Genomic DNA, 15,887 nt, shown 5'->3' with positions numbered 1-15,887 from the left:
TATGGTTAGCAGTCAACGGACGGCGATAGTCACTGGTGCGGGACGAGGTATCGGACGTGCCATTGCATTAAGGTTAGCTCAAGATGGATTGAATGTGGTCATTAACGATGTCAATTTGGATACGGCTGAATCGGTCGTGAATGAGATCAGGGAAATTGGGCGTGAAAGCTTTGCCGTTAAAGCGGATGTAAGCAATAGACAGGAAGTATTCGATATGGTGAATCAAACGGTTGAACGTTTTGGACAATTGGACGTGATGGTTTCAAATGCGGGAATTGCCCAAATAAAGCCGCTATTGGAGGTAACTCAAGAGGATCTGGAACAGATTTTCAATATAAATGTAAATGGAGTCCTCTTTTGCCTGCAAGCCGCTGCTGAACAAATGAAAAAGCAAGAAGGCGGGAAAATTATAAGTGCTGCCAGCATCGCCAGTTACAAAGGCTTTAGTTTACTAGGTACATACTCGGCAACTAAATTTGCCGTAAGAGGCATTACACAAGCAGCTGCACAGGAATTAGCCCAGTTTGGCATTACGGTGAATGCATACTGTCCAGGAATTGTCGGCACTCAAATGTGGGATTTAATCGATGAAAAAATGGGTCAATATATGAATCTTGCGAAAGGTGAAACATTTAAAAAGTTTACAGATTCCATAACCTTAGGACGCTCCGAAACGCCGGAAGATGTTGCGAAATTCGTTTCCTACCTCGCTTCGCCGGATTCGGATTATATGACAGGACAATCCATCATGATTGATGGCGGGGTTATATTTTCATAAAACTAACGCATTATATTGTTAGATGGAGAAGCATCGTGTGAATGATCACATGATGCTTTTTGTGTAAACTAAATCTATATATTGTAAGCGGATACATAATCTACTATAATTAAATGGACCTCGATTAACATCCTATTTTATACTCCAGGGTATTTTTCCTCTAGATTGACTGGTCAAATGAAGGTTTAAACCAAATGATTAGAGGAGGATTTTATGCTATCCACTAGTTGTTATCTACGCACATGGGAACGCTTTGTCAGTGAAGGGGTTCTCGATTCGAATCGTCTGAACAAGCGAATAATGGAATCCTGGCATCGTTGCAAAAAAGAACAAGTCAACCCATACCTTAATAAAGGCCAACACATTTTGACGAATGAATTATTGGACATACAAAGAGAAAAAAACTCCTTCCTGTTAGAAGTGGCAACACCCCAATTAACTAGGATGAATCAATCGATAAAAGAATCAGGAATGATGGCTTTATTGGTCGATCCGGATGGATATGTCCTTTCACTTTCCGGAAACGAGAAAATCCTCGAGGAGGCAGGCAAAATAAATTTTGTGGAGGGCGTATGCTGGACGGAGGGTGAGGTCGGAACGAACGCAATTGGAACAGCGTTGAAAACAGGTGAAGCCGTAATGATCCAAGGTACCGAGCACTATTCAATTGCCTCACACAAATGGAGTTGCTCTGCCATGCCCATTTTAAATGAAGACGGTAAGATATTGGGAGTTTTGGATATATCATGTCCAGTAGATTATTTCCATCCCTCCATGCTGGGTATGGTAGCCAATTTGGCGTATACGATCGAACAGGAAATGGGAGTGCGTTCCTATAAGAAGGAGCTGGCACTGATCCAGCACTCGATAGAACTTGCAGAGACTTATCCGGATTTACCTTTTATCGTCTGTAATCATAAAGAAATGATAATCTCCGCCAGTAAACAGATTCGCAAAAAAATTCCTCAATCCATTGGTATGGCATTGGCCGATCTATTAAATCATGGATATCGAATCGTAAAGGAAAATCCGCTTTTATCCAAAAATGATAATAGGATTTCAGGTAAGTGTTTATTCTTATCAGAGAATCACGGTCATGAAACCAATAGGCTTTTCCCTGCTTCCATGCCTGCAGAAAGGTTTGACTTCAAAGGGGAAAGAGGGATTAGCGAATCCTTTCATAACACATTACAAAAAGTGAAGCTTGTTGCACCGACAGAAGCCAATGTTTATATATCTGGTGAAACGGGGGTCGGGAAAGAGCTTATTGCCATGGCCATTCATGAAAATGGATTCCGTAAAAAAGGACCGTTCGTCACGATCAATTGCGGAGCCATACCTAAAGATTTAATGGAGAGTGAATTATTCGGGTATGTCGATGGTGCTTTTACAGGGGCTAAACGGCAAGGGCACAAAGGGAAGTTCGAGCAGGCAAATGGAGGGACCATTTTTCTCGATGAAATCGGTGAAATCCCTCCAGCGATGCAAGTTGCCTTACTGCGTGTACTTCAGGAAAGAAAAATCGTTCCAATCGGGGGCACAAAAAGCAATTCATTGGATGTTCGCATTATCACTGCAACACACCGTAATCTAGAAGAGCTCGTCAATGAAGGATCCTTTCGGAAGGATTTATACTATCGTTTGAACGTTTACCCCATTCATGTACCTCCCTTAAGGGAAAGGATTGAAGACATTCCTTATCTAGTCAACTACTTGTGTTCGAAGAATAATTGGAATATTCCATTAACGGAAGAATTATTGGATCGTTTAAAGGATTACAATTGGCCAGGCAACATTAGAGAATTGCAGAATGTACTTCAGCGATTGACCATCTTACTTGCAGAAGGACCTCTTGATTATGTTAAAGTGTTGAACTCCATGCATTCACATCCCGTTACCCGGCATGATGATTTCCCTTCATGGGAGGAACCTGGTAATAAAGGCATAAAGGGAAAAGAACTGACGATCCGTGAAAAAATTCAAAGGGATTTAATGATAGAGGCATTACAAAAATCAAGAGGAAATGTAACGGCTGCAGCAAAGTTGATGGATATACCAAGAAGTACATTTTACAAGCGGCTCCATAAGTTTGGTATATAGACATGGCTTGAAAACATTATGTAAGAAGAGTAGATTGATAGAAATCCACGGAAAATGAAAGGGGTATGGCAAATGAAAACAAGAATTACCGAATTATTGAGGATTGAATATCCGATTATTTGCGGAGGGATGTTTCAAGTTGGCCGAGCCCCTCTGGCAGCAGCCGTTTCAGAAGCGGGGGGACTAGGCATCATAACTTCGAAAACACAGGTGACACCAGAAGGTCTCCGTGATGAAATACGCAAGGTGAAAACTTTGACCAAGAAGCCGTTTGCAGTCAACCTGAACCTGTTTCCAAGTCAAACGGCAACCCCGAATGATGAGTTCATCGATATTTTAATTGACGAAGATGTAAGAATTGTTGAAACGAGTGGCCGAAGCCCAGAAAGTTTAATGCCCAAACTTAAAGAGCACGGCTTTACCGTGATACATAAGGTAGCAAACGTCAAAAACGCAATGTCGGCAGAGAAATTAGGGGTCGATGCCATTATCATTGTAGGGAATGAAACAGGCGGACATCCAGGCATGGGGGATGTAGGAACGCTTGTCATGCTCCCTAGAGCCGTTGAGTCCGTTACAATCCCAGTAATTGCAGGCGGAGGATTTTCGGATGGACGAGGGCTGATTAGTGCCTTGTCACTTGGTGCTGAAGGCATCGTCATGGGAACTCGCTTTATGGCAACGCAAGAAGCACCGATCCATGATAACGTGAAGCAGTGGATGGTATCCGCAAATGAAATGGACACGGTTGTCATTCAACGGAGTATAGGCAGTCCGTCACGTGTAGCATTAAATGCGGTCAGTCAAGAAGTGGACAAACTTGAAAATGAAGGTGCCACTATAGAGGAATTGATCCCACTCATTACGGGACAACGAAGCAAGAAAGTATACTTTGAAGGAAATTTAGACGGAGGAATCTGGTCATGCGGTCAATCCGTAGGACTGATAAAAGAAATATTGACCGTCAATGAACTAATAAAACAAATCGTACAAGAAGCAAAAACCTCGTTCGAATTCATCCAGAGCCGTATCGAATCCATTCCAACGTGAATAATGTATCAGGAACATGAGATCAAGTGCTATTTCGTGTTCCTTTTTCATCTATTAGGCATGTTGAAGGAAAATGAGTTTACATAACATGATTATTCAGTTTTATTAAAATATGTTGTCATTTCGCATTAACTTATAATCTGCCTTGATTTCTAAAACTTTTAATTCATTTATGTAAAAATCGACTTTTACGATTTACATATAAATGAAGTGCATTCATGATACGAAAGAACTGATTGCTGAAGGTAGTCATATTTTTATACAAATTCGGTTTGAAAGTTTTTTTATAAACGTTGGCAGTTCACATTGATTCACTGCATGTTGTTGCATTTATGAAAGCTGTTCCTTAAAATCGCAGCCTTAATTATGGTTATTCATGTTATAGGCAGTTATAAGGTAAAAGAGAGATTATGCTGCTAAATAGAGAGGAGTCTAATTTCATTTTTAGGAAGAAAAAGCGGAAATTTTAAGTTTAAAACCCTTGGAGTTACCATGGTTTTAAATATATCAATATAATTTTTCAGAAGTGTTAACCCGTAATTTTTCTCATATTGCCTTGTTTTTTATATTTCAGAATAACAAAATCGGTAATCAAGTCCGTTAAGCATAATGCTTTTGATGACAATAGAATTTTTAATGGGCAACATGAATAAAAAGATTAGTGTGGCACTAAGAAGAGCGGCGTTTGTGGTAGAAGGGGGGCAGCGTTTATTACTTCATGTATCCGAATTCTTTGTATCGGAAATTTAGAATTGGTTCAGATAGGAGTAGTTATGATGCAATGATTTCTGATGACAACGGAATCCCAAATAGACAAGGATTATTTCCGTAATGAATGGACGGAATAAGGAAGAAAGTGAAGGTCCACCGTATATAGAATAGAATTAATATAACAACATGATTTGAGATCCCTAAAGTCAAATGACTAGGTTAAGTGAACTAAAATGATAAAGTGATTAAGCGTAACATAACAAAATAGCCAAAAACGAAAAATCTTATTAATTAACAGATAAATTACGCGTGAAAATGAGAAATTTAATTAAATATGAGACTTAACTAATTATTAAATCCCAATGCAAATTGAACAATATTTACTAAAAGTTTTTATTAATAATGAGTAATTAGAAAAAAACAATAATAATTAATATCAGTGGATAAATTTTAAAAATTCGCATCTCGTCTCACTAAGTTAAGTATTCTTAAGATATGAGATAAAATTAACAATAAAAATATAACTTCCTATAATATATATTATGTAAACTAGATACAAAAATATTAGTATTCAGTGGTCTCATCCCCAAGTTCTCATATGATTCATGATTGCCCCCTAACTTGGCTCAAGTCGACTCTAATATTCAGCGCTGCTTCCTATAACTTTCTGGCTTTCTTCCTATAAGTTTGCTGGTTTCCATTAATGGTTTCAAACATAATTCTCTTGGCTTTGATTGAATAATTCCCAGAAGGTCTGATAATAATGAATTACCTTCAAGCTTCGGATGATTAACTCATGTACTTAGATTATGCATTCGATTTTAAGCTACGGTGAGTTTTTAACTGCTTATAACCGATCATTAGAATTAGAATAAGCTCACGTCGTCCAGTGTGAATCCAGTTTGTTCAAGATCAAGAACGCTACAAAGACGCATTTCGTGCTTAAAATCATTTGGTGAATATTGTCTAAGAGAAAATTCCATGAAGTCTGACTTCACAGCAGGTATTCACGCACCTAAAGTGATAAGAATTTACCTAAATATATGACCTTACAGGGAGCTTCAAAAGTTATTTACATATTTTGAGCATGATCCGCGACCCCAAAGAAATAGAAATGAATTAATGTATAAGCTACTTGCTAAAACAGGAATGAGCCGTCAAGAATTAGTTGATTTAATATGGGGGCAAGTTAATTTAGAATATCAAATGATTTTACGAGGAAAGGGAAAAAAAGAACGCCTCCCCCCTTCATCCCATTGTCTTACCGATATTTCACTATAAAGAAACTCTTTTTGAGCTGTAAAAACATTATAGTGAACCGATCTTTTATAATCAAAAAAAATACATCGGTGTACTATAGTTGATAACTTACATCCAATCCTGTGAACGTTATTGATTACATGCTTAACATAGCAAATACAACTGACCGTAAAACTCCTGTACCTAGATTTTCTGCCCGTGTATTAACGTTGTTACACATTCTAACATCAAGAACCGGTCTTATACTTTTATTAACATCTAAAAATAAAGCCTGAATTAAAAAACAAACTTAAAAATCCAAACCATTTTTTTATATCGGCATATATAGGTGTAGAAAGGAGTGATTTACATGTCCGATCACGATAAAAAGTATCAGTATTATAAAAAGAAGTACAAGTATTGCAAAGAATCACATTGGGGAAAACAGCTTCTGGGAATTTTGTCATATAAATTTTGATTTCCTAGAATTTAGTTTAAATATCCTCTGCTAAAGAGGAAATAGAAACTATTAAAGCAGAATGAGAAGCGGAAAAACAGAAAAAAGCTTCATTGCTCGACTTTTCGGAAAGTGAACAATGAAGAAAGGAAAAGGGTGAGTAAAATAGAAAAGCCAATTCAAGGTCGTAGATTTGTTGACACGACCTATAAGTGTAAAAAAGATGATTCTCTTAATAAAAAAGATGATTTCCTTAATAAAAAAGATCATAAAGATAAAAAAGATCATAAAAAATGTAAGGATTGTGAACAAGGTCCTCGAGGACCTCAAGGACCTCAAGGATTTCAAGGACTTCCAGGTCCTCCAGGACCTCAGGGAGAAGCTGGACCTCCAGGACCAGGGGGTGCTTTGGCTTATGGATCATTGTACGATCCGTCTGGGAATTTTGTCACAGTGACTCCAGTAAGTCCCCCTGCTCTGGGGCAGAAGGTTGTTTTCACAACTCCTGGTCCGTTATTAGGAACAACTCCTTTTCCTCCTGGTACTGGTCCTTTTACTGATATTCAGGTTCTGACTGGTGGGGTATATGAGATAAGCATGGATTTAACAGCTAGACTAATTAATGCTTCTAACTTAACGTTTAATACCGAAGTGCAGTTCAGGTTATTCATCAATGACACAACCCCAGTTCTTGAAAGTACTTTTGAATCCTTTAATCGAATTTCAGGCGGGCCAGGAGGGCAACCATCGCAAGTTGAAACTAGAAACACGATAGGAAGAACAATCCAACTTCGATTATCCGCAAACGATAGGCTAAGTATTAGAGTTATTACTGCATCTGCCAATGTAACATATAGGTATCCCTCATTAGTAGTCACAAAAATCGCCAACTAGCTGCCAAAGTCAGTTAATAGGAGCAAGAAGAGCCCCAACCTAAATGTTGTGGGCTTTTTCCGATTGACAACATTCTTATGCTTAATGACGGTGGTGGTTTTGGTTACTCAGGTAAATTAAACGAAGTCTCATTCCTTCTTCAACTAACATGCCCCATTTGTTCAATAAGCAACTTCTTCATATGATGTATAAATATGGCCTTGAACTGTTATCTCTGCGATCAATGAAAGTAAATAATATCGTCTCTCGTTTCTTCGGGCAACACTCGTGGAGTCATATCTTGATTTTACCCCCTATGCTCTTCCCATTAAATTTGTAAAATACAAAGACAACGGTTTTATGTCAAAAAATTAAAAGACAGCAGATTTGTGTCGTTAGATTAATGACACAAATCTGCTGTCTTCGGACTAAAATTGTATATTTGATAAGCGAATGAAATATTCTCCAACAGAACGTTGGAGGATTCTAAGGATTATTTTTAAAACTTATCCGGAAACTGCTTTACAACTCCCGCAGAGATAGTATCGGCCATTCGGATTATATGTGTGACCCCTTCGTCGATTGAAGCGATTCTTTCGTTCCAATTTTTTGCTAGGCTTGAAGTTAAATCTTTTGTCACTAATTTCAGATGCATATACAGCAAATTTGTTAGATCTTCATTTTTTAAATAGGGGTTGGCGCCGCTAAGGAATGCTGCTATTTCATCAGCATTTCTATACCATTCTTTGTTAAGCTGTTTCACCAGGACATCATTTCCACTTTTAGCCGCATCAACAATCTTTCCCGCAATAACAATATGCTCCTTAAGCAAATCTGTAAGTTTGTTCCCAGCTTTCTCCCCATATACCGGCTTTATAGCATTACCAATATCCTCCTGATTTTTCAGAAGCCTGGCCAATACCTGTTTTTGATCCTCCGCTCCAGCTGTTGTAGCACTTGTAATATAATTACTTGTCCACAATACATGATCAATCCAAAGTTTCCTGAATTCATTTGCGAACTTTACCTCGGATTGACTAACACTTTGTGTCTGAGGTTTGGCGTATGTACTGGTTGTTCCAGCCACCATGTTTAGAGGAAATAAAAAAATAAATCCCATCAACAATAATTTTTTCATAACTGCATCTCCTTCCAAAGTTTAGAAACACCTTTTTATTATTCATATATGGGATTTTAATATTCATAATAATGGTTCTACTTATAAATTGGACTTAGATGAAGTTACATCGTCCAATGTACGCTGTTTTGTATAAGGTTAGGTCATCCAACATAGTATTAATACACGGACACTACAACTTCGCAATTTGTGCTTAAATATGATGAATTAATGTTTAAATTACTTGAAACTTCAAAAATGAGACGCCAAGAAATAGTGGATATAATATGGGAACAAGTTAAAATTAGAAAATCAAACGATGTTTAGTAAGAGTAAAAGGAAATTAGACTCCCTTCCCCCTTCTTCTCATTATCTTAATGTCTCTTTGAAAGATTCTGTCACCTGGAACCTCCTATAAAAAGATCACTAATTAATTTATAATTTTGTTCTAGAACTTCTCAATTTTTTCTTTTTTGATAATTGTATTCTGCCTGTTAGGGCTATCGCTACTTCATGCTTGCTGTAGGAGAGCATGAACAGAATGACTCTCTTTTTCCCAAATGAATTCTATATTTTCAAGCAGCATGGTTATTTGCCCTTCCACTTCCCTTCCTAGAAAATATTGTAGCAGCAAAAAAAATCCTTGCTGGGAGCATAGGATTTTTTTCATTTGAATATGATTAAAGCTTGTTCTCTACCGGATGGACCGGAGCTTCCTCTATACTGTCGCCAGCCGGTTTTTTTGACCAGTAAGTCGCAAGGATTGGTCCTGATATGTTGTGCCATGCAGCAGCCAGGACGCTTGGAAGTGCTGCCAGCGGGCCAAAATGTGCAGTAGCAAGCGCAACGCCTAACCCGGAATTCTGCATTCCCACTTCAATCGAAATCGCTCTTCTATTCATTTCATCAAGTCCAAGCACTTTTGCTACCAAGTAACCAAACAGCAGCCCAAATCCGTTGTGAAGCATCACTGCAGTAAAAATAAGGAACCCGGATGTAGCAATGCTAGCTGCATTGCCTGAGACTACTGCGCTTACAATCGTAATAATGGCTGCTACCGAAATAAGTGGTAAAACGGCTAAGCTTTTTTCGACTATTACCGGGAAAAACCGCTTAATGGCCAAACCTAATACAATCGGTAGAAGGATGACTTGTATAATGGACTTAAACATATCAAAAAAATCGACCGGCATCCATTGTCCTGCCAGCAAAAGCAGAAGCAACGGAGTCATGATTGGAGCCAGTAAAGTTGATACCGAGGTCATAGCTATCGACAAGGGTACATTACCTTTTGCAAGATAAACCATAACGTTAGAGGCAGTTCCGCCTGGTACACAGCCGAGCAAAACCAGACCTGCAGCTAGTTCCGCTGGCAAATTCAAAAGTTTCGCAATAAGGAATGCCACAGATGGCATGATGATAAACTGGGCGCAAACTCCAATTATCACGGGCAGTGGTTTAGTGATGACGATTTTAAAATCCACTGCCTTCAAAGTAAGCCCCATTCCAAACATGACAACACCGAGCAATATCGTAATATAGCCTCCCAATCCCAAAAATGGCTCTGGAAAAATAAAGGCAATGACGGAAATCAAGATAACCCAAACAGCAAAATATTTTCCGGCTAATGCACTGAACGCTTCTAATACCTTCATTTCATCACACTCTTTCTTGCATAAATATTTTACTTGGATTTAATAAATTATCTGGATCAAGGGCTACTTTGATTTTTTCCATCACAAACAGCGAGTTCCCATGTTCTTTTTTCTGGTATTTTTGTTTACCGACACCAACACCGTGCTCCCCAGTACATGTTCCCTTCCGCTCAAGGGCATATAGGACAATTTGTTCATTTAGCTGTTCTGCTCTTTTAATCTCTTCAAGATTTTTGTTATCAATCATTAAGAGTACGTGATAGTTTCCATCGCCTACATGGCCGACAATCCCACCGGTAAGACCCAGACAATCAACGGCCTCCCTTGCATGGTGAATTGCACCAGATAGTTCTGAAATCGGAAGACAGACATCAGTCACCATCAGTTTTTTTCCAGGATAGCCATGAATATAAGCATAGGCAAGATTATGGCGAGCTTCCCATAGGCGGTTCCTGGCGGCATTATCTGCCTCAAATTCAATATCGAGACAATGATGTTCTGCTACTATTTCTTTAGTGAACTCTACATCTTGCTTCAACCCTGCTTCATTACCATGAAACTCCAAAAACAGTGTAGGCGCTTCGTTATAGCTTGTATCACTATAGAGGTTGACCTGCTTCATTGAGGGTTCATCGACTAGCTCCACCCTTGCAATTGGAACACCTGACTGCAAAATGGATACAACAGCCTCTACCGCATGGTTCAACGCCGGAAATGATGCTCTTGCCGCCATAACGTGCTCAGGAATTCCGTATACTCTCAACGTCAATTCCGTAAAGCAGCCGAGGGTTCCTTCAGAACCAACAAAAATACCGTTTAGATGGTAACCTGATGACGATTTAGCTGCCAAATTGCCAGTATGTATAATCGAACCATCTGCAAGTACCACTTCCAGGTCACGGACTTGGTCACGCATCACACCATATTTAACTGATGTGGTTCCACTGGCATTTGTTGCCGCCATTCCGCCCAGGGTAGCATCAGCTCCAGGATCCACGGAAAAAAACAAACCATATTTTTTCAATTCTTTGTTTAGTTGCGAACGCGTTACGCCAGGCTGAACCTTTACGAGAAAATCGTTTTCACGCACTTCAAGAATTTTATTCATTAGTGAAAAGTCAATAGTGATGCCATGATTGTACGGTATGACATGCCCCTCGAGGCTCGATCCCAGCCCAAAAGGAACCATTGGAATTTTAAGCATATTGGCCAATTTCACAACATCACTAACTTGCTCTGTTGTTTCCGGAAATACAACAATGTCGGGAAGACTTACAGTATGATATGATTCATCTCGTCCATGCAATTCTCTTACTGTCTGGTTTACTGATACTTGATTTTCCGAAAGGACTCCCTTTAAAGCGTTGATCAAATTTATACTAGCCGTTTCCATTCAATTCTCCTTCTTTCTGCTTTAGCATCCGTTTTTGTCATATCGAAAGCTTTGGTCGTACCTATGCCAAGATTAAGTTTCTACTTCAAAACTTCAACTGTTGAATTGATAAATGTTTTCCCCCTCAAAAATTAAAATGATATCGCTTCCATTAGTGAATAGTTAGACCTAGACCAATGATGTTCTTTTCATAATTGGTCTAACCAATTTTCATTATACTAAATTTTTTGACTTTTTCAACAATTAAACGTCTATTCCATTTCTCCATAAATGACTGGTATTTCTGAAAGTGGTTATTGTTGTTTTTCCTACCTTCTAACAAAAAAACAATCGCCTTCAATTGCGAAATGAACGGATTAGACTGAAATTAAGTAATATTATATTTTCAAAATTGGTCTAACCAATATTGATGTCTTAAATTATCCTCTTGCTTCATTAAGGAATGCTTGTTAAGATGATTCCACTAATAGTCGTACCCACTTGTTGTTATTGAAGGATGTGAAGGAAGTAATGGATTCTATACCAGTTAAATCCCCAAAAGTGTACGAAATCATCTTCAATCAAATTAAGGAATCTTTTATGAGCGGTGAATTGAAACCTGGAGATAAATTACCCCCTGAGCGGGAGTTGTCCAATCGTTTTAAAGTGAGTCGAACATCTATCAGAGAAGCCCTTCGTGTATTGGAGATTAACGGAGTCATAGAGGTCAGACAAGGTGACGGGACATTTATCAGACAATCCGATGTTAAGTTTCTGATCGAACAGCTATCCAACTCAATCATTAAAGCTAAAGACAACATGGTCTTTGAAATGCTTGAAGTCCGTCGAGTAATTGAAACCGAGTGTGCGTTTCTTGCTGCACAGAGAGCAAACTCTATAGATTTACAAAATATTCTTAACGCTTTAGAAGAAATGGCACGTTCCGAACATGATGAAGAATTAGGCTTGCGAGCAGATTTGCTGTTTCACTACAGTGTCGCACAAGCCACAAACAATTCCATATTTGCTGGATTGGTCCATACCCTTAGTGACCAAATGAAAGAAACAATTCGTGCCACTAGACGGCATCGTTTCGCAAAACCAGGCCATTTTCAAGAAACGCTTCAAGAACACAAAGAAATCTACTATTCTATCGCATTAAAGGAAGCGGATAAAGCCAAGCAACTAATGGACGCCCATATCATTCGCATTAGAGAACAGATGGCAACGGCTACACTTGAAAGCATTGGAGATGATGCCAAAATTGTTGCATATCAAAATGAAAAAGACCATCATCGTAATGCTGACGGTGATAAATAAGCCGCTTGCGATATAACTAACCAGAATTTAGAGGTATATCTCTTGAATCATGGCTAATTGATTTATTGTCGGAGACCAATTAAATTTGACATTAAAAAGCGCCTTTCTCAGAGGGCGCTAAAATTGGTTATTAATAGTTAAATTTGATTCCCTTTATATATAAGACAGTGAATGTCAGTTTTATCTCTTTGAAATAGTGCAGGAATCAACGTTACATTCTTTTAAGGCATTATCAATCAATGAAAGCTGATCATTAATCATTGATAGGTAGAAAATATGATAGTCATTTATTTGTTCCTTTAATTCCAACAGCAATGTTTTGTCCCTTATTACTAGGAAAATCTCTTCTGGATGTAACATATCACTTCTCCTTTTAGTTAAGATATTACCTTTTACCCTAGTTTTTACAATTATTAACTTTTGAGAGGATGTTTTGTATCATATTTCACAAGGGATATTTAGAGGGAGTTATTTAACTGAAGGAAGACGATATGCTAGTTTAAAAGAAACCATACAAATTAGTATCATAAGGGGATGCACAGTTACAGTTCATCCTTTTAGTAAAGACCCATTTTTTGAAGAAGCACAACGTTAAGGAAAAGAAATTATAAAAAAAGGCTGTCGTAAAGTAGCCTTTAACGTCGAATATGTCCCTTTCATACATTGTTGTGTTAGACTTAATATAGAAAACCATATTTTCTTGGGGTTTTTTGACTTTCATTAATCACACTTGTATAAAGGAGGAGTAGAAGAAATGGAGAAAATCAGCGTTTTTCTGGATGACTATCGGAAAGCTCCCGATGGCTATGTGTTGGTCGAGACTATTGACGAATGTATAGAGCTATTGCAAAACTTTGATATTGAACACCTCTCTTTGGACCATGATTTATTAAATAAAACTAGAAATGGTTTTATGCTTGTTCAAAAGATGGTCAAAGAAAAACTTTTTGCTAACCGCATCACTATTCACTCTGCTAATTCAGTTGGCGGTAAAGCGATGTATACCTGTTTAAAGCAAGCACAACGGAATTTAACAATGCCCCCTGCCATTATTGTTTCCTTACGCCCCCTGCCCCTCAAATTCTTCCCGTCAAAGGTTCTGCAACATTATATAGATATAAGATAAACTCTTCTCTATAATAATTCATAAAAGATTGATACACTGCTTTTGAAATCGTATTGCAGAAACGATCATTTTCATCTTAAATCAACTTGAAGACGTTACTGTTAATGAGTTTGACCATCTCGCCAACTGCCGTAACATGTAAAAGTTGCTCAGGGTATAAAAGCATTTCTAAAAATCAATGTCTTTTTAATGATTAAATGCATGCGTAAAATTCGTAAAATGAAAAAAAGCAATTCACATGGAGTGTAATTGCTTTTTTCATGTATGCTCGAGCTTCATCGCAGTTTATATATCACTTTATATTCTACAGCAGAAATTCCATTTTTTTGCCCGGTTTACAACTGACGTTACTTGTTTTTTACGATAGATAAAATCGTAATGGTGCTTATAATGCAGAGTGTGCCGAGCCACTCTGCAAAACCAAATGTTACATTCAGCCAGAAAACGGAAATTAAGGTTGCCGATAATGGCTCAACTGAAGCTAATAGACTTACTTCTGAAGCAGAGATGAATTTTGTACTTTCCAAATAAAAATAAAAAGCAATGATCGTACCGAAAATGATGATGAATAAAACCGCCGAAAATGAAGGGAACGTCCAATTGCCTTCGAATGCCCATGGAGGATGAATCATGCTAAAGCATATGCCCCCAATCAACATGCCCCATCCCACAACAATCATTGAACCCCACCTAGTTAGGAGTTTAGAAGGCTGCAATGTATAGAATGCCAATGCAAAGGCTGATGTTACTCCCCAAAATACTGCCCACCCGGAAATGGAAAGTGTATGTATGCTTCCTCCAGTCACAAGCAAAAAAGTGCCTAAAATCGCTATGATCACAGCTACACTCACAGTAATGCTTGGAAAACGTCTGGAATGAATGGCTAAATAACAAGTGATAAGGGCCGGTGCCAAGTATTGAAGGACTGTAGCTGTGGCTGCGTTGCCATGTTCAATTGCTGCAAAATATGTGTATTGAACGGCAAGCATTCCCAAAATTGAAAAAAGGATAATTTGAACCGCATCTTTTTTAGTTTTCCAAATCTCAAAAACTTTCAGTCTTTCGTTCTTATATGCGACCCCCAATAAGATGATTCCAGAAAGCAACAAGCGTACAACAGTGAGCCACTCAGGGCTAAAACCTTGATGCTGAAATAGATATTGAGCTGCCGTTCCTGATACTCCCCATAACGCAGCTCCAGTCAGTACGAGTGCAATCCCTTTATTTCTTGAAGTGGATATAGCCACTAAAGTATCATTGCTCATATTTATCTTCACCACTTTTTACACGTTCCGAATGTGCTTGAATTCTATAGTAACTTTCTTTCCAATTCTTTTCTATCATATTAAGTACCAAAGTGAGATTTCCATCCCTTAATGCCTGTATGATTTGATCATGCTCATCAACGGTAAGATGAACATCACTTACCTGTTTGAAATAAAACAGTTCCATTCGTATAAGTTTTTGTTTGAGTCCTGATAGAATCCGCTTTATTTCATCATTTCTAGAAAGATTGATGTAAATGGAATGAAATTCATCATCTTTCTGAACGGCCACTATTTGATTTCCTTCGTTGATTGCTTTTTTGACCTCATGATTGATGCCTTCCATCTCCATTAAGTGTTTTTCTTCAATGAAAGCAAAAGCCTGCTCCATTGCCAACTTTTCCAGTGTCCAAACAATGGAATATAAATTTAATACCCCTTCGAATTGAATAGGGGCAACAATAGTTGAACGGCTAGGCTTGGTCTCTACAAATCCCTCATCCTCAAGCCTTAAAAGTGCTTCTCTAATGGGGGTTCTGCTTACTCCCAATTGTTCAGCTAATTCTTTGTCACGTAATTGTTGGCCTGGCGTTAGGTCTCCCTGTACAATCCAATCCCGCAAAATCATATATGCTTCTTCACGTACAGAAGTACGTTTAATTTTTTGTGATGAACTTGAATGTATCAACGGCTTAATCTCCTTGAGTTACCAATATATAATATGCAATATATCACACAATGCATGCCGTTGAAATAGAAACGAGAAAATTTTACCGCTGCATTTTTTCAAATGATTTCATAATTGCTCCACCACATGGCGTTAG

Annotated in this window: 12 protein-coding genes; 6 read left to right on the top strand and 6 right to left on the bottom strand. The window is 38.2% G+C overall.

All coding sequences use genetic code 11. The features are described 5' to 3' along the window. Position 1 precedes the first annotated feature (1 nt). From ACQKNS_RS00255 to ACQKNS_RS00240, 4 genes are all read left to right on the top strand, one after another. The gene (locus ACQKNS_RS00255; protein ID WP_427640600.1) at positions 2–778 is read left to right on the top strand and encodes an acetoin reductase; all 777 of its coding nucleotides are present in this window, start codon (positions 2–4) and stop codon (positions 776–778) included. A gap of 213 nt (positions 779–991) precedes the next feature. Next, positions 992–2,878, top strand: coding sequence for a sigma-54-dependent Fis family transcriptional regulator (locus ACQKNS_RS00250; protein WP_427640598.1), 1,887 nt, complete (start codon positions 992–994; stop codon positions 2,876–2,878). 72 nt (positions 2,879–2,950) lie between these two features. Beyond that, complete coding sequence (locus tag ACQKNS_RS00245; RefSeq protein WP_427640597.1) at positions 2,951–3,928, top strand: NAD(P)H-dependent flavin oxidoreductase; 978 nt, start codon at positions 2,951–2,953, stop codon at positions 3,926–3,928. Between the two features lie 2,563 nt (positions 3,929–6,491). Then, positions 6,492–7,229 carry an exosporium leader peptide-containing protein gene (locus tag ACQKNS_RS00240; protein WP_427640595.1) on the top strand — a complete coding sequence of 246 codons (738 nt, stop codon included), beginning with the start codon at positions 6,492–6,494 and terminating at the stop codon, positions 7,227–7,229. A gap of 478 nt (positions 7,230–7,707) precedes the next feature. Here ACQKNS_RS00240 and ACQKNS_RS00235 read toward each other — a convergent pair whose 3' ends face one another. The 3 genes from ACQKNS_RS00235 to ACQKNS_RS00225 all read right to left on the bottom strand — a co-directional run bounded on the left by ACQKNS_RS00235 (position 7,708) and on the right by ACQKNS_RS00225 (position 11,373). Continuing rightward, a complete protein-coding gene (locus ACQKNS_RS00235; protein WP_427640594.1) occupies positions 7,708–8,346 on the bottom strand; it encodes a glycosyltransferase in 639 nt (212 codons plus the stop codon). Positions 8,347–9,005: 659 nt separating this feature from the next. Further along, complete coding sequence (locus tag ACQKNS_RS00230; RefSeq protein ID WP_427640593.1) at positions 9,006–9,980, bottom strand: bile acid:sodium symporter family protein; 975 nt, start codon at positions 9,978–9,980, stop codon at positions 9,006–9,008. A 4-nt stretch (positions 9,981–9,984) separates the two neighbouring features. Beyond that, a complete protein-coding gene (locus tag ACQKNS_RS00225; protein ID WP_427640592.1) occupies positions 9,985–11,373 on the bottom strand; it encodes an FAD-binding oxidoreductase in 1,389 nt (462 codons plus the stop codon). A gap of 510 nt (positions 11,374–11,883) precedes the next feature. Between ACQKNS_RS00225 and ACQKNS_RS00220 the strand changes: the two genes are divergently transcribed. Beyond that, a complete protein-coding gene (locus ACQKNS_RS00220; protein WP_427640591.1) occupies positions 11,884–12,672 on the top strand; it encodes a FadR/GntR family transcriptional regulator in 789 nt (262 codons plus the stop codon). A 180-nt stretch (positions 12,673–12,852) separates the two neighbouring features. Here ACQKNS_RS00220 and ACQKNS_RS00215 read toward each other — a convergent pair whose 3' ends face one another. Continuing rightward, complete coding sequence (locus ACQKNS_RS00215) at positions 12,853–13,032, bottom strand: hypothetical protein (protein WP_427640590.1); 180 nt, start codon at positions 13,030–13,032, stop codon at positions 12,853–12,855. A 394-nt stretch (positions 13,033–13,426) separates the two neighbouring features. On the opposite strand from ACQKNS_RS00215, the gene ACQKNS_RS00210 reads away from it, so the two are divergent. Continuing rightward, the gene (locus tag ACQKNS_RS00210) at positions 13,427–13,798 is read left to right on the top strand and encodes a cyclic-phosphate processing receiver domain-containing protein (RefSeq protein WP_427640589.1); all 372 of its coding nucleotides are present in this window, start codon (positions 13,427–13,429) and stop codon (positions 13,796–13,798) included. A 347-nt stretch (positions 13,799–14,145) separates the two neighbouring features. Here ACQKNS_RS00210 and ACQKNS_RS00205 read toward each other — a convergent pair whose 3' ends face one another. Both ACQKNS_RS00205 and ACQKNS_RS00200 read right to left on the bottom strand, forming a co-directional pair. Then, a complete protein-coding gene (locus ACQKNS_RS00205; RefSeq protein WP_427640588.1) occupies positions 14,146–15,063 on the bottom strand; it encodes a DMT family transporter in 918 nt (305 codons plus the stop codon). Further along, positions 15,053–15,751 (bottom strand): GntR family transcriptional regulator, encoded by a 699-nt coding sequence (locus tag ACQKNS_RS00200; protein WP_427640587.1) that lies wholly within the window; start codon positions 15,749–15,751, stop codon positions 15,053–15,055. The genes ACQKNS_RS00205 and ACQKNS_RS00200 overlap by 11 nt, the downstream gene beginning before the upstream one ends. Positions 15,752–15,887: the final 136 nt, after the last annotated feature.

The organism is Peribacillus sp. NPDC094092, assembly GCF_050279365.1.
GTDB lineage: Bacteria > Bacillota > Bacilli > Bacillales > DSM-1321 > Peribacillus.
The sequence above is the reverse complement of the archived record's forward strand: the minus strand, read 5'-3'. Positions and strand labels throughout refer to the sequence as shown.